The 26,540-nt window shown below is 72.2% G+C and carries 24 protein-coding genes; 15 read left to right on the forward strand and 9 right to left on the reverse strand.

Annotation, left to right across the window (positions count from 1 at the left end; all coding sequences use genetic code 11):
- Positions 1-198: 198 nt before the first annotated feature.
- The 9 genes from BLU84_RS09710 to BLU84_RS09750 form a co-directional block, all read right to left on the reverse strand.
- Positions 199-2,214: a M13 family metallopeptidase gene (locus BLU84_RS09710; protein ID WP_074866573.1), complete on the reverse strand. Its 2,016-nt coding sequence runs from the start codon at positions 2,212-2,214 to the stop codon at positions 199-201.
- Between the two features lie 380 nt (positions 2,215-2,594).
- Positions 2,595-4,712 (reverse strand): M13 family metallopeptidase, encoded by a 2,118-nt coding sequence (locus BLU84_RS09715; RefSeq protein WP_139174921.1) that lies wholly within the window; start codon positions 4,710-4,712, stop codon positions 2,595-2,597.
- Positions 4,713-5,264: 552 nt separating this feature from the next.
- Entirely contained in the window at positions 5,265-6,614 is a 1,350-nt protein-coding gene (locus BLU84_RS09720) for a S8 family peptidase (RefSeq protein WP_074865803.1), read from the reverse strand.
- Positions 6,615-6,622: 8 nt separating this feature from the next.
- Complete coding sequence (locus BLU84_RS09725) at positions 6,623-7,261, reverse strand: anti-sigma factor (protein WP_074865806.1); 639 nt, start codon at positions 7,259-7,261, stop codon at positions 6,623-6,625.
- Positions 7,258-7,842 carry an RNA polymerase sigma factor gene (locus BLU84_RS09730; protein WP_074865809.1) on the reverse strand — a complete coding sequence of 195 codons (585 nt, stop codon included), beginning with the start codon at positions 7,840-7,842 and terminating at the stop codon, positions 7,258-7,260. Before BLU84_RS09730 ends, BLU84_RS09725 begins: the two co-directional genes overlap by 4 nt.
- 64 nt (positions 7,843-7,906) lie before the next feature.
- Positions 7,907-8,611 carry a hypothetical protein gene (locus tag BLU84_RS09735; RefSeq protein WP_074865812.1) on the reverse strand — a complete coding sequence of 235 codons (705 nt, stop codon included), beginning with the start codon at positions 8,609-8,611 and terminating at the stop codon, positions 7,907-7,909.
- Positions 8,612-8,896: 285 nt separating this feature from the next.
- The gene (locus BLU84_RS09740) at positions 8,897-9,286 is read right to left on the reverse strand and encodes a c-type cytochrome (protein ID WP_074865815.1); all 390 of its coding nucleotides are present in this window, start codon (positions 9,284-9,286) and stop codon (positions 8,897-8,899) included.
- 20 nt (positions 9,287-9,306) lie between these two features.
- Positions 9,307-10,662, reverse strand: a complete 1,356-nt coding sequence (locus BLU84_RS09745) for a cytochrome C (protein ID WP_074865818.1) — start codon at positions 10,660-10,662, stop codon at positions 9,307-9,309.
- Between the two features lie 77 nt (positions 10,663-10,739).
- Positions 10,740-11,369 carry a cytochrome b/b6 domain-containing protein gene (locus BLU84_RS09750; protein WP_425479344.1) on the reverse strand — a complete coding sequence of 210 codons (630 nt, stop codon included), beginning with the start codon at positions 11,367-11,369 and terminating at the stop codon, positions 10,740-10,742.
- Between the two features lie 156 nt (positions 11,370-11,525).
- Here BLU84_RS09750 and BLU84_RS09755 point away from each other — a divergent pair, with 156 nt between their 5' ends.
- The 15 genes from BLU84_RS09755 to BLU84_RS09825 all read left to right on the forward strand — a co-directional run bounded on the left by BLU84_RS09755 (position 11,526) and on the right by BLU84_RS09825 (position 26,501).
- Positions 11,526-11,948: a sugar 3,4-ketoisomerase gene (locus tag BLU84_RS09755; protein ID WP_074865822.1), complete on the forward strand. Its 423-nt coding sequence runs from the start codon at positions 11,526-11,528 to the stop codon at positions 11,946-11,948.
- A gap of 3 nt (positions 11,949-11,951) precedes the next feature.
- Positions 11,952-12,617, forward strand: coding sequence for an acetyltransferase (locus tag BLU84_RS09760; protein WP_074865826.1), 666 nt, complete (start codon positions 11,952-11,954; stop codon positions 12,615-12,617).
- A 3-nt stretch (positions 12,618-12,620) separates the two neighbouring features.
- Positions 12,621-13,574 (forward strand): glycoside hydrolase family protein, encoded by a 954-nt coding sequence (locus BLU84_RS09765; protein WP_074865830.1) that lies wholly within the window; start codon positions 12,621-12,623, stop codon positions 13,572-13,574.
- Entirely contained in the window at positions 13,561-14,496 is a 936-nt protein-coding gene (locus tag BLU84_RS09770; protein ID WP_074865833.1) for a GNAT family N-acetyltransferase, read from the forward strand. The genes BLU84_RS09765 and BLU84_RS09770 overlap by 14 nt, the downstream gene beginning before the upstream one ends.
- The gene (locus BLU84_RS09775; RefSeq protein ID WP_074866581.1) at positions 14,493-15,635 is read left to right on the forward strand and encodes a DegT/DnrJ/EryC1/StrS family aminotransferase; all 1,143 of its coding nucleotides are present in this window, start codon (positions 14,493-14,495) and stop codon (positions 15,633-15,635) included. The genes BLU84_RS09770 and BLU84_RS09775 overlap by 4 nt, the downstream gene beginning before the upstream one ends.
- Positions 15,632-16,885: an O-antigen translocase gene (locus tag BLU84_RS27740; RefSeq protein WP_074865836.1), complete on the forward strand. Its 1,254-nt coding sequence runs from the start codon at positions 15,632-15,634 to the stop codon at positions 16,883-16,885. Before BLU84_RS09775 ends, BLU84_RS27740 begins: the two co-directional genes overlap by 4 nt.
- Complete coding sequence (locus tag BLU84_RS09785) at positions 16,882-17,811, forward strand: glycosyltransferase (RefSeq protein ID WP_074865839.1); 930 nt, start codon at positions 16,882-16,884, stop codon at positions 17,809-17,811. Before BLU84_RS27740 ends, BLU84_RS09785 begins: the two co-directional genes overlap by 4 nt.
- Positions 17,808-18,974 carry a hypothetical protein gene (locus tag BLU84_RS09790; protein WP_139174878.1) on the forward strand — a complete coding sequence of 389 codons (1,167 nt, stop codon included), beginning with the start codon at positions 17,808-17,810 and terminating at the stop codon, positions 18,972-18,974. The genes BLU84_RS09785 and BLU84_RS09790 overlap by 4 nt, the downstream gene beginning before the upstream one ends.
- A complete protein-coding gene (locus BLU84_RS09795) occupies positions 18,971-19,876 on the forward strand; it encodes a Wzz/FepE/Etk N-terminal domain-containing protein (RefSeq protein WP_074865844.1) in 906 nt (301 codons plus the stop codon). Before BLU84_RS09790 ends, BLU84_RS09795 begins: the two co-directional genes overlap by 4 nt.
- Entirely contained in the window at positions 19,863-20,756 is an 894-nt protein-coding gene (locus BLU84_RS09800) for a class I SAM-dependent methyltransferase (protein WP_083382466.1), read from the forward strand. Before BLU84_RS09795 ends, BLU84_RS09800 begins: the two co-directional genes overlap by 14 nt.
- Positions 20,757-20,760: 4 nt before the next feature.
- On the forward strand, positions 20,761-21,960 hold the full coding sequence (locus BLU84_RS09805) for an amidohydrolase family protein (protein ID WP_074865848.1): 1,200 nt from the start codon (positions 20,761-20,763) through the stop codon (positions 21,958-21,960).
- Positions 21,957-22,655 (forward strand): class I SAM-dependent methyltransferase, encoded by a 699-nt coding sequence (locus BLU84_RS09810; protein ID WP_074866596.1) that lies wholly within the window; start codon positions 21,957-21,959, stop codon positions 22,653-22,655. Before BLU84_RS09805 ends, BLU84_RS09810 begins: the two co-directional genes overlap by 4 nt.
- Positions 22,652-24,190 (forward strand): B12-binding domain-containing radical SAM protein, encoded by a 1,539-nt coding sequence (locus BLU84_RS09815; RefSeq protein ID WP_074865851.1) that lies wholly within the window; start codon positions 22,652-22,654, stop codon positions 24,188-24,190. Before BLU84_RS09810 ends, BLU84_RS09815 begins: the two co-directional genes overlap by 4 nt.
- 98 nt (positions 24,191-24,288) lie before the next feature.
- Positions 24,289-25,389 (forward strand): glycosyltransferase family 4 protein, encoded by a 1,101-nt coding sequence (locus tag BLU84_RS09820; RefSeq protein WP_074865855.1) that lies wholly within the window; start codon positions 24,289-24,291, stop codon positions 25,387-25,389.
- A complete protein-coding gene (locus BLU84_RS09825) occupies positions 25,386-26,501 on the forward strand; it encodes a glycosyltransferase family 4 protein (RefSeq protein ID WP_074865858.1) in 1,116 nt (371 codons plus the stop codon). Before BLU84_RS09820 ends, BLU84_RS09825 begins: the two co-directional genes overlap by 4 nt.
- Positions 26,502-26,540: the final 39 nt, after the last annotated feature.

Below are 26,540 nucleotides of genomic sequence, written 5' to 3' on the forward strand. Positions count from 1 at the left end.
CGTATCCTCCTGTAGGAGCGGCGCGAGCCGCGACCGCGACAACGCAGCTACGCCGTCGCTTTCGTCGCAGTTGCATTGTCGCGGTCGCGGCTCGCGCCGCTCCTACAGGTAGCGACCCCATCGTTCTCGCGATCTTGCGGCAAAGAAAAAGCCCGGCATTCGCCGGGCTTTTTCATCGTTCATGCACCCAGGCCAGGATCAGGGAAACACCTTGATCTGCTGGTCGGCCTTGCGCACCATCGCTGTGCCCGCCTTGCAGCCGAACGCTTCGCCGAAGGCGGACAGGTTCGACAGCGGGATGTTGGTGCGCCACTGGCCCGGCGCGTAGATGCCGGCGGCCGCGCGCTGCGCCGCCGCTTCCGGGCTCAGCTGCTGCGCCCACACGCCGGCCCAGGCCTTGAAGAAGGACTGGTTGGCGTCCTTGGCCGCGGCAGGCTGCGCGGCGCGGTAAGCGGCCCAGGCGAGTTCGACGCCGGCCTGGTCGGCGATGGCGACTTCGCGCACCTGCTGGCCGTTGACCTTGACCGAGCTCAGGCCCGGCCAGGATTCGGCGCTGTACTGCGCCGCGACGCGCGCGGTCATCGCGTCCCAGGCCGAGACTTCGGTCGGGGTCCACCAGTCGCGCACTTCCTGCTTGGCGTCGACGTAGCGGCCGCGGCTGTCGAAGCCGTGGGTCAGCTCGGCGCCGACCAGCGCGCCGAAGGCGCCGTACTGCGCGGCGTCGCCGCGGCTCATGTCGAGCACCGGCGCCTGCAGCATCGCCGCGGTCACGATCAGGCGGTTCTGGGCGATGTCGTAGGCCAGCGACGGCTCCTGCGGCAGCACGTCCCAGCGGCGGTCGGCGTTGCCGCGGCCGATGCGCTTCATCTCTTCGCGGTGGCGCCAAGTCGAGGCGATCAGCATGTTGCTGCCGAAGCTGCCGCGGCCCATCGGCTGCACGGTGTAGTCCAGGTCGCGCTTGGGCGTGCCGATCTCGATCTTGAGCTTGGCCAGCTTGGCGCGCGCTTCGTTCTTGGCGCTGTCGCTGAAGCGGGTGTCGGCGTCGATGGCCTTGGCCAGCGCGTCGCGCACCTGCTGGGCGATCTGCTCGGCGCGCTGGTCGGTGGCGGCGGGCAGGTAGCGCGCGGCGTACTCGTGGCCGACCATCGGGCCGGCGGCCAGGGTGATCGCGTCGAGCACGCTCTGCTGGCGCGCGGGCTGCTCGCGCTGGCCGCGCAGGATCTTGCCGCGGAAATCGAACTCGGCGTCGCGGAAGCTCTTGGCCAGGTACGGCGCCATCGAATCGCCGACGCGCCAGCGCAGGTAGGTCTTCCACTGCTCGGGCTTGAGCTGGTCGATCAGCTTGTCCATCTCGGCGAACAGCGCCGGGTTGGCCATCGACACGCTGTCGTCGCTGACGCCCTGGGCCTTGAGGAAATCGCCGAGCTGCAGGCGCTTGTAGGTCTTGCCCAGGGTGTTGGTGGCGACCGGCGCGTAGTTGGCGACCGGGTCGCGCAGCGCCGACAGCGGCTTGGAGGCGCGGGCCAGGCGGGTTTCCAGATCGATCACCAACTGCGACTCGGCCGCGAGCTTGTCCTTCGGCGTGCCGGTCAGGGTCAGGATCTTCTGCACGTAGACGTTGTACTGCGCCAGCAACTGGCGGGTGTCGTTGTCGGTGCGGGTGTAGTAGGCCGGATCCGGCAGGCCCAGGCCGCCCTGGCTGAAGTAGCCGATGTGGCGTTCCAGGTCCTTGAGGTCGATGTCGGCGCCGAAGTTGAACAGCACCGGGATGCCGACCTGGTGCAGCGCGGCGATCGAGGCCGGGATGTCCTTGGACTTCTTGATCGCGTTGATGCGGCCCAGCAGCGGGGCGATCGGCTGCGAGCCGTCGCGCTCGACCGCGGCCTCGTCCAGGCCGCTGGCCCAGAAGTCGCCGAGCAGCTTCTGCACGTTGCCCTGCGGTGCGGTCATCGCGGTGTTGAGCAGTTCCAGCTGCTGGCGGCGGGCGTTGCCGGCCAGGGTGTCCAGCGCCGAGACCGAGGCGGCCCCGGACAGCGGATTGGCGCGCAGCCAGTCGGCGTTGGCGTTGGCGTAGAAGTCGGTGCAGGCGTTGGCGACGGCCGGAGCCTTGGACTTGGGCGCGGCCTTCTTCTTGGCGGCGTCGGCGGCGGGCGAGGCCAGGCCGGCAAGGAGGCTGAGGGCCAGGGCGCAGGCAAGCGGGCGTAGGGTCTGCATCGCGTAATCCATCCTGAGGATGCGCGAGTTTAACAATCCGGCGTGGGATGGCGGTGAATGGGTTTCGGGACGGGATTGGGGATTGGGACTCGGGGTTGGCATTCGGGATCGGAGAACGCGCGCCCGCCCACTGCTGCGCCTGCCTGCTGCCGTCATCCCCGCGAAGGCGGGGATCCAGAGACTTCAGAGCCATGTCGCGATGAAGCCCTGGATCCCCGCCTTCGCGGGGATGACGGTAGGTGGGGGCGCGGCGAGACGCGGCGACCGGCCCAGGGCAGATCCCGAATACAGAGCCCCAGTCCCGAACAAAAACAAAGGCCCGGGAATCCCCGGGCCTTCGTCGATGCATCAAATCCGGCGCAAGCAACGCGCCGCAGCGATCACCAGATGATCACCTGCTTGTCGCCCTCGCGCACCATCGGCTGGCCGGGCTTGCACGAGAACGCCGCCGCGAAGGTCGGCAGGTTCGACGGCGCGCCGATCGCGCGGAAGTTGGCCAGCGCGTGCTCGTCGGTCTGCAGGCGCATCTTCTCCTCGTCCGGGGTGAAGTTGCGGCGCCACACCGTGGCCCAGTTGAGGAAGAAGCGCTGGTCGCGGGTCAGGCCGTCGGTCTTCGGGTCCGGGGTGTCGCCCGCGGCCTTCTTCATCGCGTCGAACGCGGTGGCCAGGCCGCCGAGGTCGGCGATGTTCTCGCCCAGGGTGTGGGTGCCGTTGACCTTCTGCCCGCCGATCGCGGTGTAGCCGTCGAACTGCTTGATCAGCTTGCCGGTCAGGGCCGAGAACGCCTTGGCGTCGGACGGCGCCCACCACACTTCCATGTTGCCGGTCGGCCCGAAGCGCGAACCCTGGTCGTCGTAGCCGTGGGTCATTTCATGACCGATCACCGCGCCGATGCCGCCGTAGTTGACCGCGTCGTCGGCCTTCGGGTCGAAGAACGGCGGCTGCAGGATCGCCGCCGGGAACACGATCTCGTTCTGCAGCGGGTTGTAGTAGGCGTTGACCGTCTGCGGGCTCATGCCCCACTCGGTCTTGTCGACCGGCTTGCCGATCTTGCTCAGGTTCCACTTGTAGTTGAACTCGTTGGCCGCCTTGACGTTGGCGTAGTAGCTGTCGCGGCCGGTCTTCAGGCCGCTCCAGTCGCGCCACTTGTCCGGGTAGCCGATCTTCGGAGTGAAGCTCGCCCACTTCTCCAGCGCCTTTTTCTTGGTGTCGGCGCTCATCCACGACAGGTTTTCGATGCGCGACTTCAGCGACTGGCGCAGGTTCTCCACCAGCGCCTGCATGCGCTGCTTGGATTCGGCGGAGAAGGCGACCTTGACGTACAACTGGCCCATCGCTTCGCCGGCCTGGCCTTCGACGGTGGCCAGCACGCGCTTCCAGCGGTCCTTGATCTCCTTCTGACCGCGCATGGTCTTGGAGTAGAAGTTGAAGTTCTCCTGCACGAACGCGTCGGACAGGAACGGCGAGGCGCCGTCGATGGTGTGGAAGCGCAGGTAGGCCTGCCACGCGCTCGCCGGGGTGTCGGCGATCATCTTGCTGACTTCTTCGTGGAAGCCCGGCACCGCCAGCGAGAACATCTTCGGCGTGGCCACGCCCTGGGTTTCGAAGAACTTGGTCCAGGAGAAGTTCGGGGTCAGCTCGTCGGCCTTGGCCGGGCTGATCGGGTTGTAGTACAGCGAGACGTCGCGCGAGAGCTGCTCGCGGGTCTTGGAGGCCTTGGCCAGGCGGGTTTCGAACGCGATCACGTCCTTGGCCTGCTTGGCGGCGTCCTCAGGCTTGGCGCCGCCGAGCTCGAGCACCTTGGCGATGTGCTGCTCGTACGCGGCCAGCTTGTCCTTGAACTTGGCGTCGGTGTAGTACGGCGCGTCCGGCAGGCCCAGGCCGCCCTGGGTGGCGTAGGCGATGTTTTCGGCCGAGTTCTTGAAGTCGGCCTGGGCGCCGAAGTCGAACATCGGGTTGTCGCCGGTGGCCGCGGTGTCGCGCAGGTAGGCGGCGATCTTCTCGGGGCTGTCGACGGCGTCGATCTTGGCCAGGTCGGCCTTCAGCGGCTCGATGCCCTGGGCGTTGACCTTGGCCTCGTCCATGCCGGTGGCCCACAGGTCGCCGACGATCTTCTCAACGCCCGTGGCCTTGGCGTCGGCCGCGGCCTGCTCGGCGAGCTGGTGCTGGACGTCGTTGGAACGCTCGTCGAGCATTTCGAACGCGCCCCACGAGGTGCGGTCGCCCGGGATCGGGTTGGCCGCCAGCCACTTGCCGTTGGCGTAGCCGGCGAAGTCGACGCAGGCGTCCTTGGCGCTGTCCAGGTCGCCGATTTCGAAGCGGTTGACCTTCTGCAGCTTGCTCTCGTCGAGCTTCAGCGCGGTGGCGGCTTCGGCCGGCTTGGCGACCTGGTCGCCGGCCGGAGCGGTCGGCGCGGGGGCTTCGGTTTTGCCGCCGCAGGCCGCGACGGCGGTGGCGATGGCGACGGACAGCAACAGGACTTGCGGTTTCTTGAGGATCACAGCGGGCTCCGGCCGTAAGGCGTAGGCGAGAAACAGTGCGGGATTGTGGCCGATTCTGGGTCGGCGCGTCGCCGGCGGGCACGACGCGTGCGGCCCGGGCACCGGGCGGACGATAGTCCCGGCCGGCGCGCGCGCAGGGTGTCGAAGGTCATGTGTGACGGTTCGGTAATGTTCGTTGGGGCCGCTTTTAGGGCCCTGGGGGCTGGGGGACGCGGTGGAATGCCCTGTTTCGGGGGGCGGCGGCAGGCGCGGGAATCTGGGATTTTCAGCCCTCGCTGCGGGGCGAGCGGCGTGCGTGCCGGCGAGCGCGGGCTCGCTACGGCAGGCTCTGCGGCGACGGCTTGGCGCGGCTGGCCTTGCGGAACCGGTGGTATGGACTCGGGCCGTTTGGCCGCCCCGCCTGGCCCGCCGGCTCGGTCGGTTTGCCCGACGGGCCCGTCCGATCGGTGGATCGCTGCGCTCCGAGTGGGGCGGGCCGGCTCGGCCGCAGCGGCTTCGGCCAGGCCGGCCCGGCGGCGCGGGCCGGACAAGCACCAAGCGATGCGCGGATCAGGGCTGCGCGGGCGCCGCGGGGCCGGCGATCGCGGCCTCGACCGCGGCCGCGGCATCGACCTCGCGCGCCGCGCCGGCAGCGCCGAACAGCAAGGCGCGCACGCGCGCGGCGTCCAGCGACGGCGCCGCCGACAGCAGCAGCGCGGCGACGCCGCTGACGTGCGCGGCGGCCATCGAGGAGCCGGAGGCGAAGTCGTAGCCGCCGCCGGGCCGGGTGGTGAGGATGTCGCTGCCCGGCGCGCCGAGGCTGCCGGGCGCAAGCGCGCGGGCGTTGTCGCCGACCACGATCACCCCCGGCGTGTCGGCCGGAAACCCGCTCATGCGGCCGTCGGCGGGCAGCGAGGCGACCACGATCCGGCCTTGTTCGAGCAACTGCTGCAGCAACCTGCGCAGCAGCGGATCGGCCGGTCCGCCCAGGCTCAGGTTGACCACGCGCGCGCGGCTGTCGGCGACCGCGGCCAGGGCCTTGGCCAGGGTGAAGGAATTGCAGCGCGCGCCGTCGCCGGGCGCGGCGGGGTACCAGCAGGCTTTGTACAGATCGAGCACGGCCAGCGGGGCGATGCCGGCGATGCCGAGGCGGTTGTTGCTGTTGGCGGCGACGATCCCGGCGACTTCGGTGCCGTGCGCGTCGCGCCTGAACGCGGCCGGATCGGCCTCGACCAGATCCAGCGCGGTGCGGATGCGTCCGTGCAGGTCCGGATGGCCGGCGTCCGCGCCGGTATCGACGATGGCGACGCCGACCCCGCGGCCGCGGCTGCGCGCGTGCGCGGCGCCGGCGTTGAGGGCGATGAAGCCGCGTTGCAGGTCCAGGTAGGGATCGTTGTAGCGCGGCGCCGACGCGCGCGGCGCTGCGCGCACGGACGATTGCGGCGTCCGCGCGGATTGCACGGAGAAATCCTGCAGCGGCTGGGCCAGCTTGACCCGCGTGTCCGCGCCCAGGCGCGCCAGCGCCTGTTCGGCCGATTCGCCCGGCGCGGGCCGCAGCACCGCGCAGTACCAGCCCAGCGACTTGATCGGCCAGCCGGCGACTTCGCGCAGGCGGTGCTCGCGCCCGATCGCCTGCAGCGCGGCGGCCGCCTGCTGGCCCAGGCCGTAGTGGCGCGCCGGCGCGTAGCCGAGCAGGTTGGAGCCGGCGCGCGCCGGCGGCGCGGCGACCGGGTTGTCCACCACGACCAGCACGTCGCGTTGCGGATCCATCTGCGTCGCCATCGCCGCGGCCGGTGCGTCCGGCATCGGCGCCGGATCGCGGCGCAGCGATTGCGCGCAGCCGGTCAGCGCCAGGCAGGCGACGAGCGCCAGACAAGTGTCGAGCACGAACGCCGGCAACGCATTCCTAGCGCGATGCATCGAGCGAGTCATCGCGCGGCGACGGATTCGGCCAGGCGGATGCCCGGCGCGCTGCGCAGCCGCTGCAGCAACTGCGTGGCCTGCGCCTGCGTCGGCGCGGCGGGCGCGAGCAGATACGCGCCTACGGCGTTGGGGCCCTCGATCACCTGCAATTCCAGCCCGCGCAGCAGCGCGTTCCATTCGCCCAGCGGCATGTTCGGATCGGGCACGACCCGGATCGCCGCGGCCGGCGCCGGCGCCGCGGCCGGCGCGTCGCTGAGGGTGCGGTAGCCGGCACGCTGGTTCGCCGCGTAGAGCTGCGAACTCAGCACGCCCAGGCCGACGGCCTGGATCAGCACCGAGGCGGCCAGCGCCTTGATCGCCCAGCCGCGCGCGCGCGCCGGCGCGGCCTGCGCGGGCGGCGCGTCGATGCGTTCGAGCAGGCGCCGCAGCCCGGCCTGCGGGTCCAGCGGCAGGTCGGTCGGCAGCGACATGGCCCGGCGCAGGCGCTGCTGCTGGGCGAACTCGGCGCTGCACGCATCGCACCGGCCCAGGTGCGAGGCCAGCCAACGGCCGCGTTCTTCGTCGGCATGGCCGAGCAGCGCCGCGGGCATCAGCTCCCAGGCGCGCGCGCAGTCGTGCCCGGGGTCCATCGGGGAGGCGGTCATGACAGATTTCCGGTGAGGGCGCGGGCGCCGCCGGCCAGCGCCGGCAGCACGTTGCGCAGCTTGACCCGCGCATGGAACAGGCGGGCCTTGATGGTGCCGAGCGGGCACTCCAGCATCTCGGCGATGTCCTCGAGCTTGTAGCCGACGCCGTAGACCAGCTCGACCACCACGCGTTGGTCCGCGCTCAGCCGTTCCAGGCCCTTGCCGAGCCAGTCGCGCAACTCGCGGTCTTCGTCGGGATCGTCGGCGGCCATGCGGTCGTCGCCGAGTTCGTCCTGGTCGACCGGGTCGGCGCCGTGCTGGCGCAGCGCCTTGAGCCCGCAGCGGTAGGCGATGCCCATGATCCAGGTCGAGACCTGGGAATCGCCGCGGAAGCCGTCGGCTTTCTGCCAGACGATCAGGAAGCAGTCGTTGATGGCTTCCTCGATGATGTCCGGACGCCGGGTCAGGCGCGACAGGAAACGGCCGAGGCGGGCGTGGTAGCTGCGGTACAGCGTGGCCAGCGCGTCGCGGTCGCCGCCGGCCATGCGCTGCAGCAGGTGGCGATCGGCGGCGTCGCTGTGGACGTCGGTGTCGGTCATGGTCGGCGATAGGCCCGGAACATGGCGGTGGGTGCTGCGCCGCCGCGGGAAGGTTGCGGCCGGCTCACAGCGCCAGCGTCAGGGTCAGCGCCCAGGGTTCGGCGCGCGCGACGTTCCAGGGCCGCGGCGCGCCGGAGTCGGCGGCGAGCCGGTACAGCTCGGCGCTGTAGCGCCCGCGCCGCCAGACCAGGCCGAGGTGGCCGTAGCCGTACGCGCCGCTGCGCGCGACGCCGTCGCGGTAGCGCGCGACCTCGGCCGCGCCGAGCCCGGCGGCGAGCGACCACTGCGGCGTCAACGCGCGGTTCCAGGTCAGGTCCAGCGCCGCGTAAGTGCGCGCGTGTCCGCGCAGGCGCACGGCCGACAGGGTCAGCGCGGCGCGGTCCTGGTACTGCCAGCCCACCTGCAGTTCGTTGCGCTCGACCCGCCAGGAACGCACGCCGGCGACGAGGTAGCGCGAATGGCTCAGGCCGGCGCGCCAGCGCCAGCGTTCGGACAAGGTCCAGGTGCGGGTCGCGGCGACGCCCGATTGCAGCGGCGAGGCCGGCGAACCGGCCTCGGCCGCGGCGGATAGGCTCAGCGTCCAGTCGTCGTCCGGCGTCCAGTGCGCCGCGGCCTGGAGGATCGGCTTGGGCGCGGTCGTGGCGACGCCGCGATCGACCAACTGCGAGCTCAGCGCGACCGCGCCGGACCACTCGCTCGCGCCGGGCCGCTGCGTCGCCGCCGCGGATGCGCCGGCGCACAGGCCGGCGACGATGAGCCCGGCGCGCAACCACGGGCGGTGGCGTGGCCGCGCATCGCGCACGGATGCCGCGGGCCCGGCCGAAGTGTCGTGAGCGCCCGCGCGTTCGGCGCAGGCACGCAAGACGCCCGCTGGCTCAGCAGCAGGCAAGCGGGGCGACGGCCGGGGGCGGGCCTGGGACTGGGTGCGCATTGGCAAACCAATCGCGCGGGCCCGGGCAAAGCGGACGCCGCCGCGCCGCGGGCGTTCGCGGCGAAGCGCCGCCGCGCGCGCACGCCGCGCAGGCGGCCGACCCGGTTCGGCTCGACCGCGCGCTCAGCGGCGCGAGCGCAGATAACCGATCAGCGCGTCCAGCTGGCGGGTGTCTTCCAGCCCCTCGTACTCCATTTTCGTGCCCGCGAGCGCGGTGTCCGACGGCTGGGCGAGATAGCGGCGCAGCGTCGCCTCGTCCCAGGTCCAGCCGGTCTGGCGCAGCGCGCCGGAGTACTTGTAGCCGGCCACCGTCGCCGCCGGCCGGCCGACCACGCCGAACAGCGAGGGGCCGCGTTTGTTCTTGCCCTTGGCCACGCTGTGGCATTCGGCGCATTCGGCCATGAACACGCCGGCGCCGGGTTCGGCGGCGCCGGCGCTCGCGGCGGCGGCCAGCAGCAGCGCGGCGGCCCATCGCGGGGCCGACGATCGGGCAGGGGTCTTGCGCAGGGACATGGGCGGTTCTCGAAAGGTGGTCAGAACATCACGCTGGCGGCGAGCTGGAACTGGTTCAGATCGTCGGCGTCGGTGGTCGGCGTGCCGAACACGCGCTTGGACGCGCCGTTGAATTTGTCGAAGCGGAACCAGGTCGCGGACAGGCGCAGATTGGCCTGCGAGGTGTAGCTGTCTTCGCGGCCGAACGGCGTCCAGTACAGCGAGATCAGGTTGCTGGTGGTGTCGGGCACGCCGTAGGGGACGTAGCGCGCCGGATCGGCCGAGCCGGTGTTGATCATGTGCGCCACGCGGATGCCGTAGCGCTGGCGAAAGGCGTAGTGCAGGCCCAGGCTCTGGTCGCGGATCCAACCGCGCCGCAGCGGCACGCGCGTGGGATCGACCGCGCCGATCAGCGGGTCGCCGTAGCGTCGGCGCTCGTAGATGTTGACGTAGCTCAGGCTCAGCACGTGCTCGCGGTCGCCGAGGAACTGGTAGGTGAGGTCGTAGCCCAGGTCGTCGATGTCGTTGCTCGGGCCGGTGCCGCGCGGGCGGCGCTGGCGCGTGCTCAGCGCGGTGAAGCCGGCCGAGAAGAAATGGCGCTTGAAGTCGCGCATGTAGGCCAGGCGCAGGTAGCCGGTGTCGCTGAGCTTGCCCGGGTCGCCGGCGACCGGGAAACCGAGACGGTCCTGCCAGGAACGGGACATGCTGTGGTAGGTGCCCAGTTCGCCGTACCAGTCGCGGTCGAAGGTGGCGTAGACGCTGGTGCCGACGGTGCGCCGCGACAGCGCCGAGGAATTGAGGATCGAGGTCGAGCCGGCGTAGGCCGAGGCCGGCCCCAGGCTCGAGGCCGCCGGCAGCACGCCGATCGGATCCTGGGCGCCGGGATTGTTGTTGACGCTCACGCCGATCCGCGCGTCCTTGCCGGCGAGCTTGAACGTGCTGCCGGCGAAGCGCACGTCGAATTCGGTCAGGCGGGTGTCGAACTTGTCCTTGCCGGTGTTGTTGGACGCGAGCTTGGCGTAGCCGCCGACGTGCTCGGAGATGCGGCCGGCCAGGTACAGGTCGAGTTCGGAAATCTGCGAGGTGCTGTCGCCGCGCGCCGGCATCGAGCGTGCGGCGACGATCTGGCCGGACACTGGAATCTTGCGGCCGTTGCCGTCGCTGTCGGTGTAGCCGGCCAGCTTGAAGCGCATGCCGTACGGGGTCAGCGCCGGGCCGTAGCTGCCGATGTGGCAGTCGGCGCAGGCCGCTCCGGTCTGGCGCGCGAACGAGGCCACCGCGTGCGCGCGCGGGCTGGCCAACAGCAGCAGGCCGGCCAACGCGCCCAGCAGCAGGAACGCCGGCGCGCGCAGGCCGCCGCGGGCGGGGGAGGAGCGGTGGAGCGGAACATGGGGCATGCGGATGTCCTCGGGTGTTGTCTTTGCGGCGGCGCGGGCGGTGGTGCGGGGACGAGGGAGCGGAGGGTGCGTGTGCATCAGCGCGGCCGGCGCGCGCGCAGCATGTTGCGCAGCACCTCGTCGCGACGGACGAAGTGGTGCCACAGCGCTGCGCCGGCATGCAGCGCGGCCAGCGCCAGCAGCGCCCAGGCCGCGTCGAGGTGCCAGGCCTGCAAGGCGTCGGCGAGATCGGGATCGGGTTCGACCAGGCTCGGCAGGGCCACGCCGAACAGATGCACCGGCTTGGCCAGCGCGTCGCTGAGCGCCCAGCCCAGCAACGGCAGCGCCAGCAGCGAGGCGTAGAGCGCGGCGTGGGTGATCGCCGCGGCGATCCGCTCCATGCGCGCCAGCGGCCCGGTGCCGGCGGCGCGACGCGTCGCGGCCAGACGCAGGCGCAGGCCGATGCGCAGGCACAGCAACGCCAGCACCAGCAGGCCGAAGTGGCGATGGCCGTCCAGCAGCCATTGCTTCACGGCGCGTCCGCTGATTTCGCCGCGCAGCAAGATGACCGCGGCCGCTGCGATCACTGCGGCCACGGTCAGCCAATGCAGCGCGACCAGCGCTGCGGGCGGTCTGGACGGCGTGCCCGGCGCAGCAGGGGCCCGGGGCGGGACGGGAAGCGGAGCGTTCATGCGTGCGGCAGGCCGGATTCGGGAACGGGCAGCCATGGGTGCGGGCGCGGCGGCGAAAGGTTGCGTCCCGGCTCTGCGGCCGTTCGCGGCCGTGCGCGGTGAGGGCGCGGCCACGGCGCAACCTTCGGCCGCGCCCTGGGCACTCATGCTCCGAACCTCGCATTCCGAGGCGCTGCGATCGGAGCGCGAACCATGTCCACGTCCATCCAAGTCATCCAACTGCAGGTCCACGGCGACGACCGCGGCCAGCTGATCGCGCTGGAGCAGTTGCGCAACGTGCCGTTCGACATCCGCCGCGTGTACTACCTGTTCGCGACCCGCTCGGACGCGCAGCGCGGCCATCATGCGCATCGCAATCTCAACCAGCTGATGGTGGCGCTGCATGGACGGGTCACGATCCTGCTCGACGACGGCAGCGGCCCGGTGGAGCGGGTGCTCGACGATCCGAGCCAGGGGCTGTTGCTCGGCAATCTGGTCTGGCGCGCGCTGTACGACTTCAGCGAGGACTGCGTGCTGATGGTGCTGGCCGACCGGCTCTACGACCCGGACGACTACATCTGGAACTACGACGAGTTCGTGCGCGAGGCCGGCGGCCTGCGCCGGCAGGAGGCCTGAGGCGTGGGCAAGCCGCTGGTGTTGATCGGCGCGGGCGAAATGGCCCAGATCGCCTTCGAGTACTTCACCTGCGACAGCGACTACGAAGTGGTGGCCTTCAGCGTCGAGCGCGAATACCTGCGCGCGCCGACGCTGTGCGGGCTGCCGGTGCTCGCCTACGAAGAGCTCGAACGCACGCATCCGCCCGAGCGGGCGGAGGTGTTCGTCGCGATTCCCGCCACCGGCCTCAACCGGCTGCGCACGCGGCTGTTCCAGGACGCCCGGCGTCGCGGCTATCGCTGCGCGCGCTACGTCAGCTCGCGCGCCTTCGTCTGGCGCAACGCCGAGATCGGCGAGAACTGCTTCGTGTTCGAGGGCAACGTGATCCAGCCGTTCGTGCGCATCGGCGACAACTGCATTCTGTGGAGCGGCAACCACATCGGCCACCGCAGCGCGGTCGGCGACAACGTGTTCGTGGCCTCGCACGCGGTGGTGTCGGGCTATTGCCGGATCGGCGCCGGCAGCTTCGTCGGGGTCAATGCGACCTTCAGCGACCGGGTCCGGGTCGCGGCCGACAACGTCATCGGCGCCGGCGCCCTGGTCGTGCGCGATACCGAGCCGGGCCGCGTCTACGTCGGTTCGCCGGCGCGCGCGGTGCCCGGACGCTCCAGCTTCGACGTGGCGTTCTGAGCGATGTTCGCCTGGCGCAAGCACGGCCTGGTGTTCGACGTCGCCCGCGACGGCGTCGGCGGCTGGATGCGCCACTCGGCGCTGACGCCGACGCCGTGGCGGCTGGATCGCCAGACCCTGCGCATCTACGCCGGCTTCCGCGACGACGACGGCGTCAGCCGCATCGGCTACGTCGACGTGAGCGCCGACGCGCCCGAGCGGGTCGTGCGGGTCGGCGCCGAGCCGGTGCTGGACGTCGGCCGCGGCGGCTGCTTCGACGACAGCGGCATGATCCTGGGCGATGTGGCGCAGGGCCCGGACGGGATCTATCTGTTCTACGTCGGTTTCCAGCGCGTGGCGCGGGCCAAATTCCTCGCCTTCACCGGGCTGGCGGTATCGCGCGACGGCGGCGAATCGTTCCAGCGCCGGCAGGACACGCCGATCCTCGACCGCGCGCCCGGCCGCAGCACGATCGCGGCGGTGCACAGCGCGCGCTACGAAGGCGGGCGCTGGCGCCTGTGGTACGCGGTCGGCGACGACTGGCAGGACATCGGCGGGCGGCCGTATCCGCGCTACCACATCCGGTGTACGCAAGCGGCGACGCTGGACGCGATCCCGCGCGAGGACAACGTCTGCCTGCGGCCGCAGGGCAGCGAGTACCGCATCGGCCGCCCGCGCGTGTACCGCGCCGACGCGAAGTATCTGATGTATTTCACCTACGGCCGCAGCGATGGCGCGTACCTGCCAGGCCTGGCCGAGAGCGAGGACGGCGTGCATTGGCGCCGTTGCGACGCGGCGCTGGGGCTGTCGCCGTCGGCGCAGGGCTGGGACGCGCGCGCGCTGTGCTATCCCGCATTGATCCGGCAGGATCGGCGCCTGCTGATGTTCTACAACGGCAACGACATGGGCGTGGACGGTTTCGGCCTGGCCAGCGCCGAACTGCCCGAATCGCTGTGGGGCGACGATGCTTTCGGTTAAGCCCTACGCGCCGGCCGACGCCGCGCGCTGGAACGCGCTGGTGGCGAGTTCGCGCAACGGCAACTGGCTGCATCTGCGCGAGTACATGGACTATCACGCCGAACGCTACCGCGACGCCTCGCTGATGGTCGAACGCGACGGCGAAGTCGTAGCGGTGCTGCCGGCGCACCTGGACGGCGACGGCGTCGCCAGCCACGCCGGCCTGAGCTATGCGGGATTGCTGTCGTCGCCGGCGCTGCGCGCCGCGGCGACCCTGGACGCGCTGGCGCAAATCGGCGAGCACTACCGCCAGCGCGGGCTGGCGCACCTGCTGTACAAGCCGGTGCCGCACCTGTTCCACGCCTATCCGGCCGAAGAGGATCTGTACGCGCTGCACCGGCTCGGCGCGCGGCTGTGCCGCCGCGACCTGTCGTCGGCGATCGTCCTGGCCGACGCGCCGCGCTTCACCAGCGAGCGCCGCCGCTCGATCGCGCGCGCGCGCAAGGCCGGCTTGCGCGTAAGCGTCGGCACCGACCTGGCCGACTTCCACGCCTTGCTGGTGCAGGTGCTGCAGCGCCACGGCGCCGTGCCGACCCATCGGCTGGACGAACTGCGCCTGCTGCACGGCCGCTTTCCCGGCCGGATCGTGCTGTACGAGGTGCGCTCGGGCGCTGCACTGTTGGCCGCCGCGCTGATCTACGACTTCGGCCGCGTCGCCCACGCGCAATACCTGGCCGCCTCGGCGGAAGGGCGCCGGCTGGATGCGCTGAGCCTGCTGCTGGCCGAGCTGATCGAACACGTGTACGCGCAGCGCCGCGGCTTCAGCCTCGGCGCCTCCACCGAGCAGGGCGGGACGGTGCTCAACGAAGGCCTGGTCGAGCAGAAGGAACGCTTCGGCGCGCGCGCCGTGGTCCACGACGTGTACGAATGGAGGTTGCGATGAAGGCCGAAAGCGCAAGCGCCAGCGCGCCGGCGCTGCCGTTCCTGGACCTGCGCCAGGCCAATGCGCGCTACGCGGACGAACTCAAGCGCGCCGCGGCGCGTGTGATCGACTCGGGCCGCTACGTGCTGGGCGAGGAGCTGGAGGCGTTCGAAGACGAGTTCGCGCGCTATTGCGGCGTCGCCCACGCGATCGGCGTAGGCAACGGGCTCGATGCGCTGGCGTTGATCCTGCGCGCCTATCGCGACCTGGGCGCGCTGGCCGAAGGCGACGAAGTGATCGTGCCGGCCAATACTTTCATCGCGACCTTCCTGGCGATCAGCCAAAACGGGCTGGTGCCGGTGCCGGTGGAGCCGGATCCGGCCGACTTCAACCTCGATCCGCGAAGGGTCGAAGCGGCGATCGGCGCACGCACCCGCGCCATCGTCGCTGTGCATCTGTACGGGCAGCTGGCGCCGATGCCGGCGCTGGCGACGCTGGCCCGCCGCCACGGCCTGTTGTTGATCGAAGACGCGGCCCAGGCCCACGGCGCGGCCTGCGACGGGCGCAAGGCCGGCGCATTCGGCGACGCGGCGGCGTTCAGTTTCTTTCCGACCAAGAACCTGGGCGCGCTCGGCGACGGCGGCGCGGCGACCACCGCCGACGCCGCGCTGGCGCAACGCATCCGCGCGCTGCGCAATTACGGTTCGCAGGTGAAATACCGGCATCTGTACCAAGGCGTCAATTCGCGCCTGGACGAACTGCAGGCGGCGCTGCTGCGGGTCAAGCTGGCCCATCTGGACGAGGAGATCGCGCTGCGCCGCGAGGTCGCCGCACGCTATCGCGCCGGCATCGTCCATCGCCGGATCGAACTGCCGGCGGCGGCGCGCGAGCAAAGCCACGTCTGGCATCTGTTCGTGCTGCGCTGCGCGCGCCGCGACGCCCTGGCCGATCATCTGGCGGCGCAGGGCATCCAGACCCAGGTGCATTATCCGGTGCCGGCGCACCGCCAGCCGGCGTATCCGCAGTTGCACGCGCTTCGTCTGCCAGTGACCGAACGGCTGCACGAGCAGATCCTGAGTCTGCCGCTGTGGCCGACGATGGACGCGGCCAGCGTGGAACGGGTGATCGCGGCCTGCCGCAGCTTCGCGGAGGCGGCGTGAGCATCGCCCGCGCCGGCGCGTACAGCGCGATCGGCACCGCCGCGCGCCTGCTCGCCGCATTGACGACGATCAAGCTGGTGGCCCATACCGCCGGCCCCGAAGGCGTCGGCAGGCTCGGCCAGTTCCTGGGCCTGATGGCCTTGCTGTCGGTGCTGGCCGGCGGCGGCATCGGCGCGGGCATCGTCAAGCACGTGGCCGAGTACCGCGACGACCCGGAACGCTTCGAACGGCTGGTGCGCACCGCGCTGGGCTATGCGCTGTGCGCCTCGCTGGCGACAGGCGCGCTGGCGCTGGCGTTCGTCCGGCCGCTGGCGCTGTGGCTGCTCGGCGATGCGCACTACGCCGGTCTGGTCTGCGTGCTGGCGCTGGCGCAGGTCGGCATCGCGGTGGGCAATTGCTTGCTGGCGATCTTCAACGGCCTCATGGACGTGCGCCGGCTGGTGCTGGTGCAGGTGCTCGGTTCGGCGCTCAGCGTGGCGCTGGCGGTGCTGTTGTCGTGGCGGTTCGGCCTGTACGGGGCGCTGCTGTCGCTGGTGCTGGGGCAACTGCTGTGGCTGCTGATCGGCCTGCCGGCGTGGTGGATGAGCCCGCACTACTGGCCCGGACTGCTGTGGCCGCGGCTGGATCGCGAGATGGCCGCGCGGCTGGCGCGGTTTTCCGCGATGACGCTGAGTTCGGCGTTGTGCGCGCCGCTGGTCGGGATCGCCGCGCGCGATCATCTGGCCGCGCAGTTGGGTTGGACCCAGGTCGGTTACTGGCAGGCGGTGGGCAAGGTCTCCGACGCTTACCTGTTGTTCCTGACCGCCGCGATCAACGTCTATTACCTGCCGCGGCTGTCGGCGATCGGCGAACGCGACGCGCTGCGGCGCGAGCTGGCGCAGGCCTCTCGCCAGTTGATTCCGGCCGCCGCGGCGCTGGCGCTGGCGATCTATCTGGCGCGCGAATGGATCACGCCGCTGCTGTTCAGCGCGCAATTCGCTCCGGCCAATGCGCTGTACGCGCCGCAATTGCTCGGCGACGTGATCAAGATCGCCTCGTTCGTGTTCTCCTACCTGATGCTGGCCAAGGCCATGACCGGCCTGTTCGTGGCCTCCGAGTTCGCCTTCGCCGGCCTGTATTTCGCGTTGTTGGTGGTATTGACGCGCTGGTACGGGCTGGCGGGCGCGGTGTACGCCTTCGCCGTCAACTATTCGCTCTACCTGGCGTTCAACCTGTGGGTGGCGCGGCGCTACCTGGGACGGATGCCGTGAACGGCGCGGACTGGCCGCGGGTGTCGGTGCTGGTGCCGGCCTACAACCACGAGCGCTTCGTCGAGCGCTGCCTGGACAGCGTGCTGCACGAGCCGTATCCGGCCAAGGAACTGGTGATCGTCGACGACGGCTCCGACGATGCTACCGCCGCGCGCATCGGCGAGTGGATCCGACGCCACGGCGACGCGCTGCCGGTGGTGTTCCGCAGCCGCCCCAACCGCGGCGTGGCGGCGACCTTGAACGAACTGGCGTCGCTGGCGAGCGGCGACTACCTGCGCCTGGGAGCGAGCGACGACTACCTCCTGCCGGGCGGCCTGCACGCGCAGGTGCGCTATCTGATGGCGCACCCGCACAAGAGCGCGGTGATCGGCGACTGCGTGGTGGTCGACCGCGACGGGCGGCGTCTGTACGACAGCGGCATGCGCGACCTGCACGGCGCCGACAAGCGCCGCTACGCCAGCGACGAGGGCATCCGCCGCCAGGTGATCGCGCGCTGGGCGATCGGCGGGCCGGTCGCGCTGCTGCGCCGCAATGCGCCGGCGCAGTTGGCCGGCTGGCGCGAGGAACTGCGCATCGACGACTGGGACTTCTTCCTGCGCCTGGTCGCGCGCGACGCGCTGGGCTTCATCGACCTGCCGGTCTGCGCCTATCGCGTGCACCAGAGCAATCTGAGCCGCTCGCGCCAGCGTTCCCAGCGCATCGCCAACCTGGCCGAGTCGCAGCAGGTCGCGCAGCGCCGGCTGGCGCTGTTCGGCGCCAGCGACCGGGCCTTGCTGCGAGCGCAGTGCCACTACATCGGCGCCAAGATCGCGTTCCTGCAGCGCCGGCCGTTGCGGGTGGGCGCGCGGCTGCTGGCGTGGCTGGCGCTGCGCGCCGTCTCGCGGCTGCACGCGCGGCCGCTGCGCCTGTCCGCGGAGAAGGCGTGAACGGGTGGCTGCGCTGGCCGTCGACGTATCTGGGCGTGCCGATGCTCGCGGCGTGCGCGGCGACCGCGCTGGCCTACGAATTGCCCGCGGGCTACGTCGGCGGTTTGCTGCTGCTGGCCGCGGCGGCGCTGGCGACGATGGCGGCCGACGCGGTGGTCGGGCCGCGGCTGCCGCAGTTCGAGCGCATCCGCGTGCGCGACTACGCCGGCACCCGCGAGGCGCTGGTGGCGCTGGCGTTCTGCGCCGTGGTCGGCGCGTTCTGCCTGCTCGACCTGCTGCTGTTCCCGATACCGTTGCTGGACGATCCCTCGGCCTACGCGCGCCTGGACGGCGCGCGCACCCATGTGCGGCACGTGTCGGCCTGGTGTTGGGTGCTGGCGCCGGTGGGGCTGTTGTGCGTGCGCAGCCGCGGCCTGCGCTATGCGATGGTGGCCGCGGCGATCGCGTTCCCGGTGCTGGTGATCGACCGCAACCGGATCTTCGCCGCGTTGTTCTCGATCGCGCTGGTGCGGCTGATGCGGCGCGACCCTGCGCGTGCCCTGCCGTGGCCGGCGGTGGCGCTGCTGGCGCTGGCCGGCGCGGCGCTGTTCTCGCTGCTGGGGATCGTGCGCTCGGGCACGCTGGACGGGCTGACCCTGCCGCTACAGCCGTGGTTCCGCGAGGCGCCGGCCGGGCTGAAGTGGCCGGTGCTCTACATCAGCGCCGGCCCGTACAACTTCGCCGCGATCCTCGACAAGGGCTACCGCAACGCCGACTTCCTGCTCAACCAACTGGTGCCGCTGCGCGGCTCCATCGCCACGGCCGGCACCGGCATTCCGCTGGATGCGGCCAACATCAACGTCGGCACCGAGTTCTTCCCGTTCCTGATGGCGCTGGGGCCGGCCGGCGCGCTGGCGGCGTTCGCGACGCTGTACGGCTTGCTGGTGTGGAGCGCGCGACGGCTGGCGGGCGCTTCGCTGTTCGCGCTGCTGATGTTCCTGCGCGTGGCCTATACCGCGGCGATGGCGCCGTTCGCTCCGCAAGCTTTCACCTTCATGACCGCCGTTTTCCTCGCGGCCTGCCTGCTGATGCAGCTGTTCGCCGCCTGGCTGCCGGACCGGCGCGCCTGCGCCGGCCGCTGCGCTGCCGGCCTCTCCAACGCCTTGGACGCCCCTAACCGATGAACGCGCAGCAAGACGAAATCTATCTGGTCGATCTTTGGCGGATCGTGCGGCGCGAATGGTGCAGCTTCGCCGCCGCGGCGCTGGCCGCATTGGCGCTGGCCCTGGCGTACGCGGCGCTAGCGCCGCAGCGCTGGCAGGTCAGCGCCTGGGTGTCGGTGGGCCAGCTCGGGCTGGTGCCGGCCGGGCAGGAGCCGCGCCCGGAGCCGTTTCAGCGTTCGGTCGAGCGCCTGCAGACGCGCGCGTTCCAGGATCGGGTGCTGGCGGCCGCGGGCGTCGCCGCGGATGCGCCCGCGGCCGAGTTGTATCGGCGCAGCCTCAAGGTGGAGCCCTCGCCGTACGCGGGACTGATCAAGCTCAGAGTGCGCGCGGCCTCGGCCCAACAGGCGCGCCATCTGGCGACGACGACCGTGGCCCAGTTGCAGGCCCTGCACCGGCAGTTGCAGGCCGCGCCGTTGGCGCGGGCGCGCGCGCAGCTCGAACAGGCCCAGGCCGACCTGCGCGCCGCGCTCGCCGAGCGCGAGCGCCTGCGCGGGCTGGCCGCAGGCGCGCAGGCGCGCAGCGGCGCGGAGCCGGCCGCCGCGCTGGCGCTGCTGGCGCTGGCGCAAAAGGACAGCGAGCTGCGGCAGTTGCGCCAGGCCGAGAGCGACCTGCGCGCGCGCTTGAGCGACAGCTACACCTACGCCACCGCCTCGGCCTGGCCGATGCATGCGCCGCAGCGGCCGTTCGCGCCGGATCGGACGCTGATCCTCGCCGTCGGCTTGCTCGCCGGCCTCGGCCTGGGCCTGTTCGCGGCGGTGGCGCGCAATGCGCGGCGAGGCAACCCGCCGGCGGCGCAGCGGCACTCACCGCACAGTGTGGAATCGGCCCGGACGGGCGGGAGCGGCGTCGATGAGCGGACATGAGGAACAGCTGGACCTCGGCGAAGGCGCCGCGGCGCTGCCGGCGGGAGCGACCAACCTGGAAGACGCGCGCCTGCTCGACACCCAGCGCGCCTTCGACAGCGTCGCCGCCGACTACGACGGCCCGCGCGGCAACAACGAGCTGATCCAGCGCATGCGCGCGACCTTGTGGCGCGCGGTGCTGGACCGGTTCGAGCCCGGCTCGCGCCTGGTCGACCTGGGCTGCGGCACCGGCATCGACGCGGTCGGCTTCGCCGAGGCCGGCATGCGCGTGCTCGCCACCGACTGGTCGCCGCGCATGGTCGAACGCACCCGCGCGCGGGCGCGCGACGCCGCGGTCGAAGGCCGGGTGCGCGCGGCGCTGGTCGGCGCGCACCAGCTCGACCGCATCGGCCATCTGCCGGGCGCGTACGAAGGGCCGTTCGACGGCATGTACTCCAACTTCGGCCCGCTCAACTGCGTGCCCGACCTCGCCGCGGTCGCCGCGCAATGCGCGCGCCTGGTGCGGCCGGGCGGGGCGCTGGTGTTCTCGGTGATCGGCCGCATCTGCCCGTGGGAAATCGCCCACTACGCGTGGCGCGGCCGCCTGCGTCGGGCCGCAGTGCGCGCGGCCCGCGGGGTCACCCCGGTGGGCATGAACAAGCACACCATCTGGACGCGCTACTACCTGCCGCGCGAGTTCTACCGGCCGTTCGCCGAAGACTTCCGCCTGGAAAGCCATCGCGCGCTGAGCCTGCTGCTGCCGCCGCCGTACCTGGTCGATCTCTATCAGCGGCACCCGCACTGGTACGAGCGGCTGGGGCGCCTGGACGACCGCGTCGGCGGCTGGCCGTTGCTGCGCGAGATGGGCGATCACTTCCTGATCGCGATGCGGCGGCGCTGAGCGCGTGGACGCGATCCTGCGCAGCGCGGGCTGGCTGAGCCCGGAGGGTTTGCGGCGCACGCCGTTGGCGATCCGCGCCGGCCGCGTGGACGGCGCCGCGCCCACGCCCGCCTACGCGCTGGACCTGCAGGGGCATGTGCTGCTGCCGGGCCTGATCAACGCGCACGAACACCTGCACGTCAACGCGGTGCCGAGGTTGCGGCAGGGCCGCGTCTTCGCCAACGCCTACCAGTGGATCGAGGCGTTCCAGGCGCATTTCGCCGATCCCGCCGTCGCCGCCGCGCTGGCCGTGCCCAAGGCGCTGCGGCTGCGCCACGGCGGGCTCAAGAATCTGCTCGCCGGCGCGACCTGCGCGGCCCATCACGACCCCTGGGATCGCGCGCTGGACGCGGCCGATTTTCCGATCGCGCTGTTGCGCGGACACGGTTGGGCCTATGCGCCGGGCTGGCCGCAGTACGGCCCGTCGCTGCGCGAGAGCTTCCTGGCCACGCCGCCGCAGCGGCCCTGGCTGATCCATCTGGGCGAGGGTACCGATGCGGTCGCGCGCGCGGAACTTGGGCAACTCGACGCGCTCGGCTGCCTCGCCGCCAACACCGTGCTGATCCACGGCGTCGGCCTGGGCGAGGACGACCAGTCGCGGGTGATCGCGCGCGGCGCGGCGGTGGTGTGGTGTCCGTCGAGCAATCTGGCCTTGCTCGGGCGCACCCTGGATCCGCGCCGCCTGCACGCGGCCGGGCGCCTGGCGCTGGGCAGCGATTCGCGCCTCAGCGGCGCGCGCGATCTGCTCGACGAACTGCGCCTGGCCGCCTCGATCGGCGGCCTGGACGCGAGCGACGCGTTCGACCTGGCGAGCGCGCGCGCCGCCGACGTGCTGCGCCTGGACCGTGGCCGGCTGCGGCCCGGCGCGGCGGCCGATCTGATCGTCGTCGCCGATCGCGGCGGCGCGCCCGCCGACAGCCTGGTCGGCCTGAGCCGCGCCGACCTGCGCGCGGTGGTGCGCGGCGGCGTGCCGAGCATCGCCGATCCGGATTTCGCGCCGTGGTTCCGCGCCGCGGGCGTGGCGGCGGTGCGGGTCGAACTGGACGGACGCCCCAAGCTGCTGGCCAAGGCGCTGGCCGATCCGCAATTGCTCGCGCTCGAACCCGGCCTGAGCCTGTGCGAACCGGTCGCGCCGGCGCGCGCCGCCGCGGGAGCGCAGGCATGAGCGCAGCGCAGATCCTGCCGGCCGCGGCCGCGTATGCGTTGTGGGCCGCGAGCTATCCGGCGCATGCGCACAACCCGCTGATGCGGGCCGAGGAGCGGGCGATGCTGGCGTCGATGCCGCAAGACCTGGACGGCGCCTGCGTGCTCGACGCCGGCTGCGGCAGCGGCCGCTACCTGCTGCACGCGCTGCGCCGCGGCGCGCAGCGCTTGATCGGCGTGGACCTGTCCGCGCCGATGCTCGCACGCGCCGACGCCGAACTGGCCGCGGCGCGCGCGCATGCGCAGGTCGCGCTGGCGCAGGGTGATCTCGCCGCGCTGCCGGTGGCCGACGGCGTGGCCGATCTGGCGGTGAGCGCGCTGGCGGTGGGCCACGTCGAACGCCTGCTGCCGGCCTTGGCCGAACTGCGTCGCGCCGTGCGCCCCGGCGGCGCGCTGCTGTGCAGCGATTTCCATCCCACCGGCCACGCCCTGGGCTGGCTGCGCGACTTCAAGTCCGACGGCGTGCGCTATGCGGTGCGCCATCACGCGCATCTGTACAGCCACTGGCATGCGGCGTGTTCGCAAGTGGGCCTGGTGATCGAGACCGTGGACGAACCCACGATCGATCCCGCCGACGTGCCCGCAGGCGCGCGCTTCGATCCGGCCGCGCTGCGCGTGCCGGTCGCCCTGGTGCTGCGTCTGCGGCGGCCGGCATGAATCCGTCCGCCTGGCCCGCACCGGCCGCCGCCGTCGCCAACACCTTGTTGGTCAACCCGACCATCGCCTCGCGCGCCAGCGCGCGCTTTCCGCTGGCGCTGCTGAACCTGGCCGCGGCGCTGGACCGCAACGGCGCCAGCCGCATCATCGACGGCAACCTCGACCGCGGCTTCATCGACACCGCGCTGGACGCGTTGGCGCAGACGCGCTTCGATGCGCTCGGCATCAGCGTCATGGGCGGGCCGCAGGTGGCGCCGGCGATCGCGCTGTCGCGCGCGGTGCGCGAACGCTTCCCGCAGCTGCCGATCGTCTGGGGCGGCTATTTCCCGACCCTGTATCCCGACACCGCGCTCAACGCCGACTACGTCGACTACGCGATCCGCGGCCAGGGCGAGCGGACCCTGCCGGAACTGATCGCCGCGCTGCGCGGCGAGGGCCCGCCGGCGGCGCAGATTCCAGGCCTGTCGTGGAAGCTCGACGGCGCGCCGGTGCACAACCCGGACCGCGATTTTTCCAGCGACGACGCGCCGCCGCTGCTGCCCTACGCCAAGCTCGGCGACCCGCGCCGTTATCTCGCGCCGACCTTCCTGGGCCGGCGCACCGCGGTGCACCAGGCCGCGTTGGGCTGCCGCTTCCGCTGCACCTTCTGCGGCGTCGCGGCGATGTTCGGCGGCGCCACCGCCTTGCCCGCCGCGCAGCGGCTGGCGCGCGAGCTGGGCTATCTCAAGCACGGCCTGGGCGCCGACTCGGTCCAGTTCTTCGACCACAATTTCTTCGACCGCGAGGCCGACATGATCCCGCTGCTGGAGGTCATGGCGCGGCTGGAACTGCCGTGGTGGTGTTATGCGCGCGCCGACGCGCTGCTGAACCTGTCGCCGGCGACCTGGGCGCTGGTGCGCAAGAGCCGGCTGCGCATGGCCTACATCGGCGCGGAGTCGCCCAACGGCGCGATGCTCAAGGACATCCGCAAGGGCACCCGGCCCGACCAGACCCTCGAAGTGGCCGAGCTGTGCCGCCGCCACGGCGTGATTCCGGAGCTGTCGTTCATGGTCGCGCCGCCGCAGGACACCGAGGCGGCGACCGAGCAGACCTTCGAGTTCATCCGCGAGATCAAGCGGATCAATCCGCAGTCGGAGATCATCGTCTACATCTACACGCCGCTGCCCGAGGCCAGTCGCCACCGCAAGGACCGCGGCAAGCGCGCGGCCGCGCCGCTGCTGGACCTGCACGGCGAGCCGGTGGTGTTTCCGGACACGCCGGAGCAGTGGACGCAGCAACGTTGGGTCGACTACGCCTGCCACGCCGACGCGCCCTGGCTCAGCGACGACCTGCGCCGGCGCATCCGCGACTTCGTCACCGTACTGCGCTGCCGCTACCCGACCGTACAGGACCTGCGCTCGCCGCGCTGGGCCAAGCGCGGGCTCAGCGCGATGGCGGCGTGGCGCTATCGCCTGCGCCGGTACGACCGGCCGTGGGAGCTCGACCTGGCCGACCGGCTGGTGCGCTTGCGCCGGCCGCAGGCGTCGGGGCTGTAGCCGGTGGGCGCGAACGCGCGCTCGCGTGCGGCCGCCGTGGGCGCGGACGTGGTTCGCGCGACGTCCGTCCGCGCGGCCTCGCAGCGGAGCCGGCACGCATGCGGGTAGCGCAGATCAATTTCGTGCCGGCGCCGGCCGGGCTCGATCCGCCGCAGTTGCTGGCGCGCTGGCCGTCGCTGGCGGACATCGCCGAGGCGGTGGCGTCCGCGGGCGCGCAGGTGCACGTGCTGCAAGCCGCGCCCGCGCCGGCCTCGCTGCGGCTGCGGGGGGTCGATTACCGCTTCGATGCGACCGATCCGGCGCGCATCGCCGACTGGCTCGACCGCATCGGCGCCGACGTGGCGCATGTGCACGGACTCGGCTACGCCGCGCAAGCGCACGCCATCGCCCGGCTGCGTCCGCGCCTGCCCATCGTCCTGCAGGACCACGCCGACCGGGTGCCGCGTTGGCGGCGCTCGCGCTGGCGGCAATGGTTCGACGCGGCTGCGGGCATCGCCTTCACCTCGCTCGAGCTGGCCCGGCCGTTCGCCGACGCCGGCCTGTTCGCGCCGTCCACGCCGTTGTTCGCGATCGCCGAATCCAGCAGCCGCTTCGCTCCGGGCGACCGCGCCGCGGCGCGCGGCGAAACCGGACTGTACGGCGACCCTTGCGTGCTCTGGCTCGGCCATCTGGACGCGAACAAGGATCCCCTGTGCATGCTCGAAGGCGTGGCCCGCGCCGCCGAGCGCCTGCCCGGCCTGCGCCTGTGGTGCGCGTTCGCCACCGCGCCGTTGCTGGCGCAGGTGCGCGCGCGGATCGACGCCGATGCGCGCCTGGCCGGGCGAGTGGAACTGCTGGGCCCGGTCGCGCACGCGCGAGTGCAGGCGCTGATGCGCGCGGCCGACCTGTTGGTCTGCGCCAGCCGTCGCGAAAGCTGCGGCTACGCGGCGCTGGAGGCGCTTGCCTGCGGCACCCCGACGGTGTTGAGCGACATCGCGGCGTTCCGCGCGCTCAGCGACGGCGGCCGCACCGGCGCGCTGTGGCCCTGCGGCGATGCCGCCGCGCTGGCTGCGGCGCTGCTGCGGGTCGCGGCGCAGCCGCCGCCGCGCGCGCAGGTGCGCGCCCACTTCGAACAACGCCTGTCCTTCGCCGCGCTCGGCCGCGACTGGGCGCGTGCGTATGCGCAGGCGGCGCAGGCCCACGCCGGCAGGCGCGGATGAAACTGGCGCTGGTGGTGCCCGGCGGCGTCGACCGCGGCGGCGAATCGCGGGTCATTCCGACCCTGCTGGCCCTGATCGCGCGCCTGGCGCGTTCGCACGAGGTGCATGTGTTCGCGCTGCGCCAGCAGGCCGCGCCGGCGCGCTGGAACCTGGCCGGCGCGCGCGTGCACAACATCGGCGCGGGCCGTACCGCCGTGCGCGCGATCCTCGCGATCCGCGCCGAACACCGGCGCGCGCCGTTCGACCTGGTGCAGTCGATCTTCGCCGCCGATTGCGGCCTGGTCGCGGTCGCCGCGGCGCGCTGGCTGCGCCGGCCGGGCCTGGTCCATGTCGCCGGCGGCGAGCTGGTGTCGCTGCCGGCGATCGGCTACGGCGGCCGCCGCAACTGGCGCGGCCGCCTGCGCGAAGGCTGGGTGCTGCGCGCCGCCGATGCGGTCAGCGCGGCCAGCGCGCCGATGATCGAGGCGTTGCGGGCGCTGGATGTGGGCGCGCTGCGGATTCCGCTCGGCGTCGATCTGCATGCGTGGCCGCCGCTGGCGCCGCGCGCGCGCCGCGCCGGCGCGCCGGCGCGGCTGCTGCACATCGCCAGCCTCAACCGGGTCAAGGACCAGCCGACCCTGCTGCGCGCGCTGGCGGCGCTGCGCTGCGCCGGGGTCGAGTTCCGCATGGACATCGTCGGCGCGGACACCCTCGGCGGGCAGATGCAGGCGCTGGCCCAGCGCCTCGGGCTGGACGGGCGGGTCGCCTTCCTCGGGTTCCGCACCCAGCGCGAGCTGCGGCCGCTGGTGGACGCCGCGGACCTGCTGGTGCTGTCGTCGCTGCACGAAGCCGGCCCGCTGGTGCTGCTGGAAGCGGCGGTGGCGGGCGTGCCGACGGTCGGCACCGCGGTAGGGCATCTGTGCGAATGGGCGCCGCAGGCGGCGTTGGCGGTGGCGCCGGGAGACAGCGCGGCCTTGGCCGAAGCGCTGCGCCAGGTCTTGGCCGACGACGCGCTGCGCCTGCGCCTGGCCTGGGAAGCGCATCGCCGCGCCTTGCGCGAGGACGCGAGCCACACCGCGCTCGCGTTCGAACGCCTGCATGCGCAGGTTTGCGCCTCGCGCGGCCGGGCCTGACGCCGCGGCCTGCGCCGGGCGCGAGCCTTGGCCGAGATC

The organism is Lysobacter enzymogenes (genome assembly GCF_900106525.1).
GTDB lineage: Bacteria > Pseudomonadota > Gammaproteobacteria > Xanthomonadales > Xanthomonadaceae > Lysobacter > Lysobacter enzymogenes.

Bases quoted from the DNA above. Each gene is read 5' to 3' on its own strand.
- BLU84_RS09815 (WP_074865851.1), top strand. From the start codon at position 22,652: ATGAATCCGTCCGCCTGGCCCGCACCGGCCGCCGCCGTCGCCAACACC.
- BLU84_RS09750 (WP_425479344.1), bottom strand. From the start codon at position 11,369: ATGGCTGCCCGTTCCCGAATCCGGCCTGCCGCACGCATGAACGCTCCG.
- BLU84_RS09765 (WP_074865830.1), top strand. From the start codon at position 12,621: ATGTTCGCCTGGCGCAAGCACGGCCTGGTGTTCGACGTCGCCCGCGAC.
- BLU84_RS09745 (WP_074865818.1), bottom strand. From the start codon at position 10,662: ATGCCCCATGTTCCGCTCCACCGCTCCTCCCCCGCCCGCGGCGGCCTG.
- BLU84_RS09800 (WP_083382466.1), top strand. From the start codon at position 19,863: ATGAGCGGACATGAGGAACAGCTGGACCTCGGCGAAGGCGCCGCGGCG.
- BLU84_RS09795 (WP_074865844.1), top strand. From the start codon at position 18,971: ATGAACGCGCAGCAAGACGAAATCTATCTGGTCGATCTTTGGCGGATC.
- BLU84_RS09755 (WP_074865822.1), top strand. From the start codon at position 11,526: ATGTCCACGTCCATCCAAGTCATCCAACTGCAGGTCCACGGCGACGAC.
- BLU84_RS09825 (WP_074865858.1), top strand. From the start codon at position 25,386: ATGAAACTGGCGCTGGTGGTGCCCGGCGGCGTCGACCGCGGCGGCGAA.
- BLU84_RS09730 (WP_074865809.1), bottom strand. From the start codon at position 7,842: ATGACCGACACCGACGTCCACAGCGACGCCGCCGATCGCCACCTGCTG.
- BLU84_RS09775 (WP_074866581.1), top strand. From the start codon at position 14,493: ATGAAGGCCGAAAGCGCAAGCGCCAGCGCGCCGGCGCTGCCGTTCCTG.
- BLU84_RS09710 (WP_074866573.1), bottom strand. From the start codon at position 2,214: ATGCAGACCCTACGCCCGCTTGCCTGCGCCCTGGCCCTCAGCCTCCTT.
- BLU84_RS09720 (WP_074865803.1), bottom strand. From the start codon at position 6,614: ATGCATCGCGCTAGGAATGCGTTGCCGGCGTTCGTGCTCGACACTTGT.
- BLU84_RS09820 (WP_074865855.1), top strand. From the start codon at position 24,289: ATGCGGGTAGCGCAGATCAATTTCGTGCCGGCGCCGGCCGGGCTCGAT.
- BLU84_RS09740 (WP_074865815.1), bottom strand. From the start codon at position 9,286: ATGTCCCTGCGCAAGACCCCTGCCCGATCGTCGGCCCCGCGATGGGCC.
- BLU84_RS09810 (WP_074866596.1), top strand. From the start codon at position 21,957: ATGAGCGCAGCGCAGATCCTGCCGGCCGCGGCCGCGTATGCGTTGTGG.
- BLU84_RS09770 (WP_074865833.1), top strand. From the start codon at position 13,561: ATGCTTTCGGTTAAGCCCTACGCGCCGGCCGACGCCGCGCGCTGGAAC.
- BLU84_RS09725 (WP_074865806.1), bottom strand. From the start codon at position 7,261: ATGACCGCCTCCCCGATGGACCCCGGGCACGACTGCGCGCGCGCCTGG.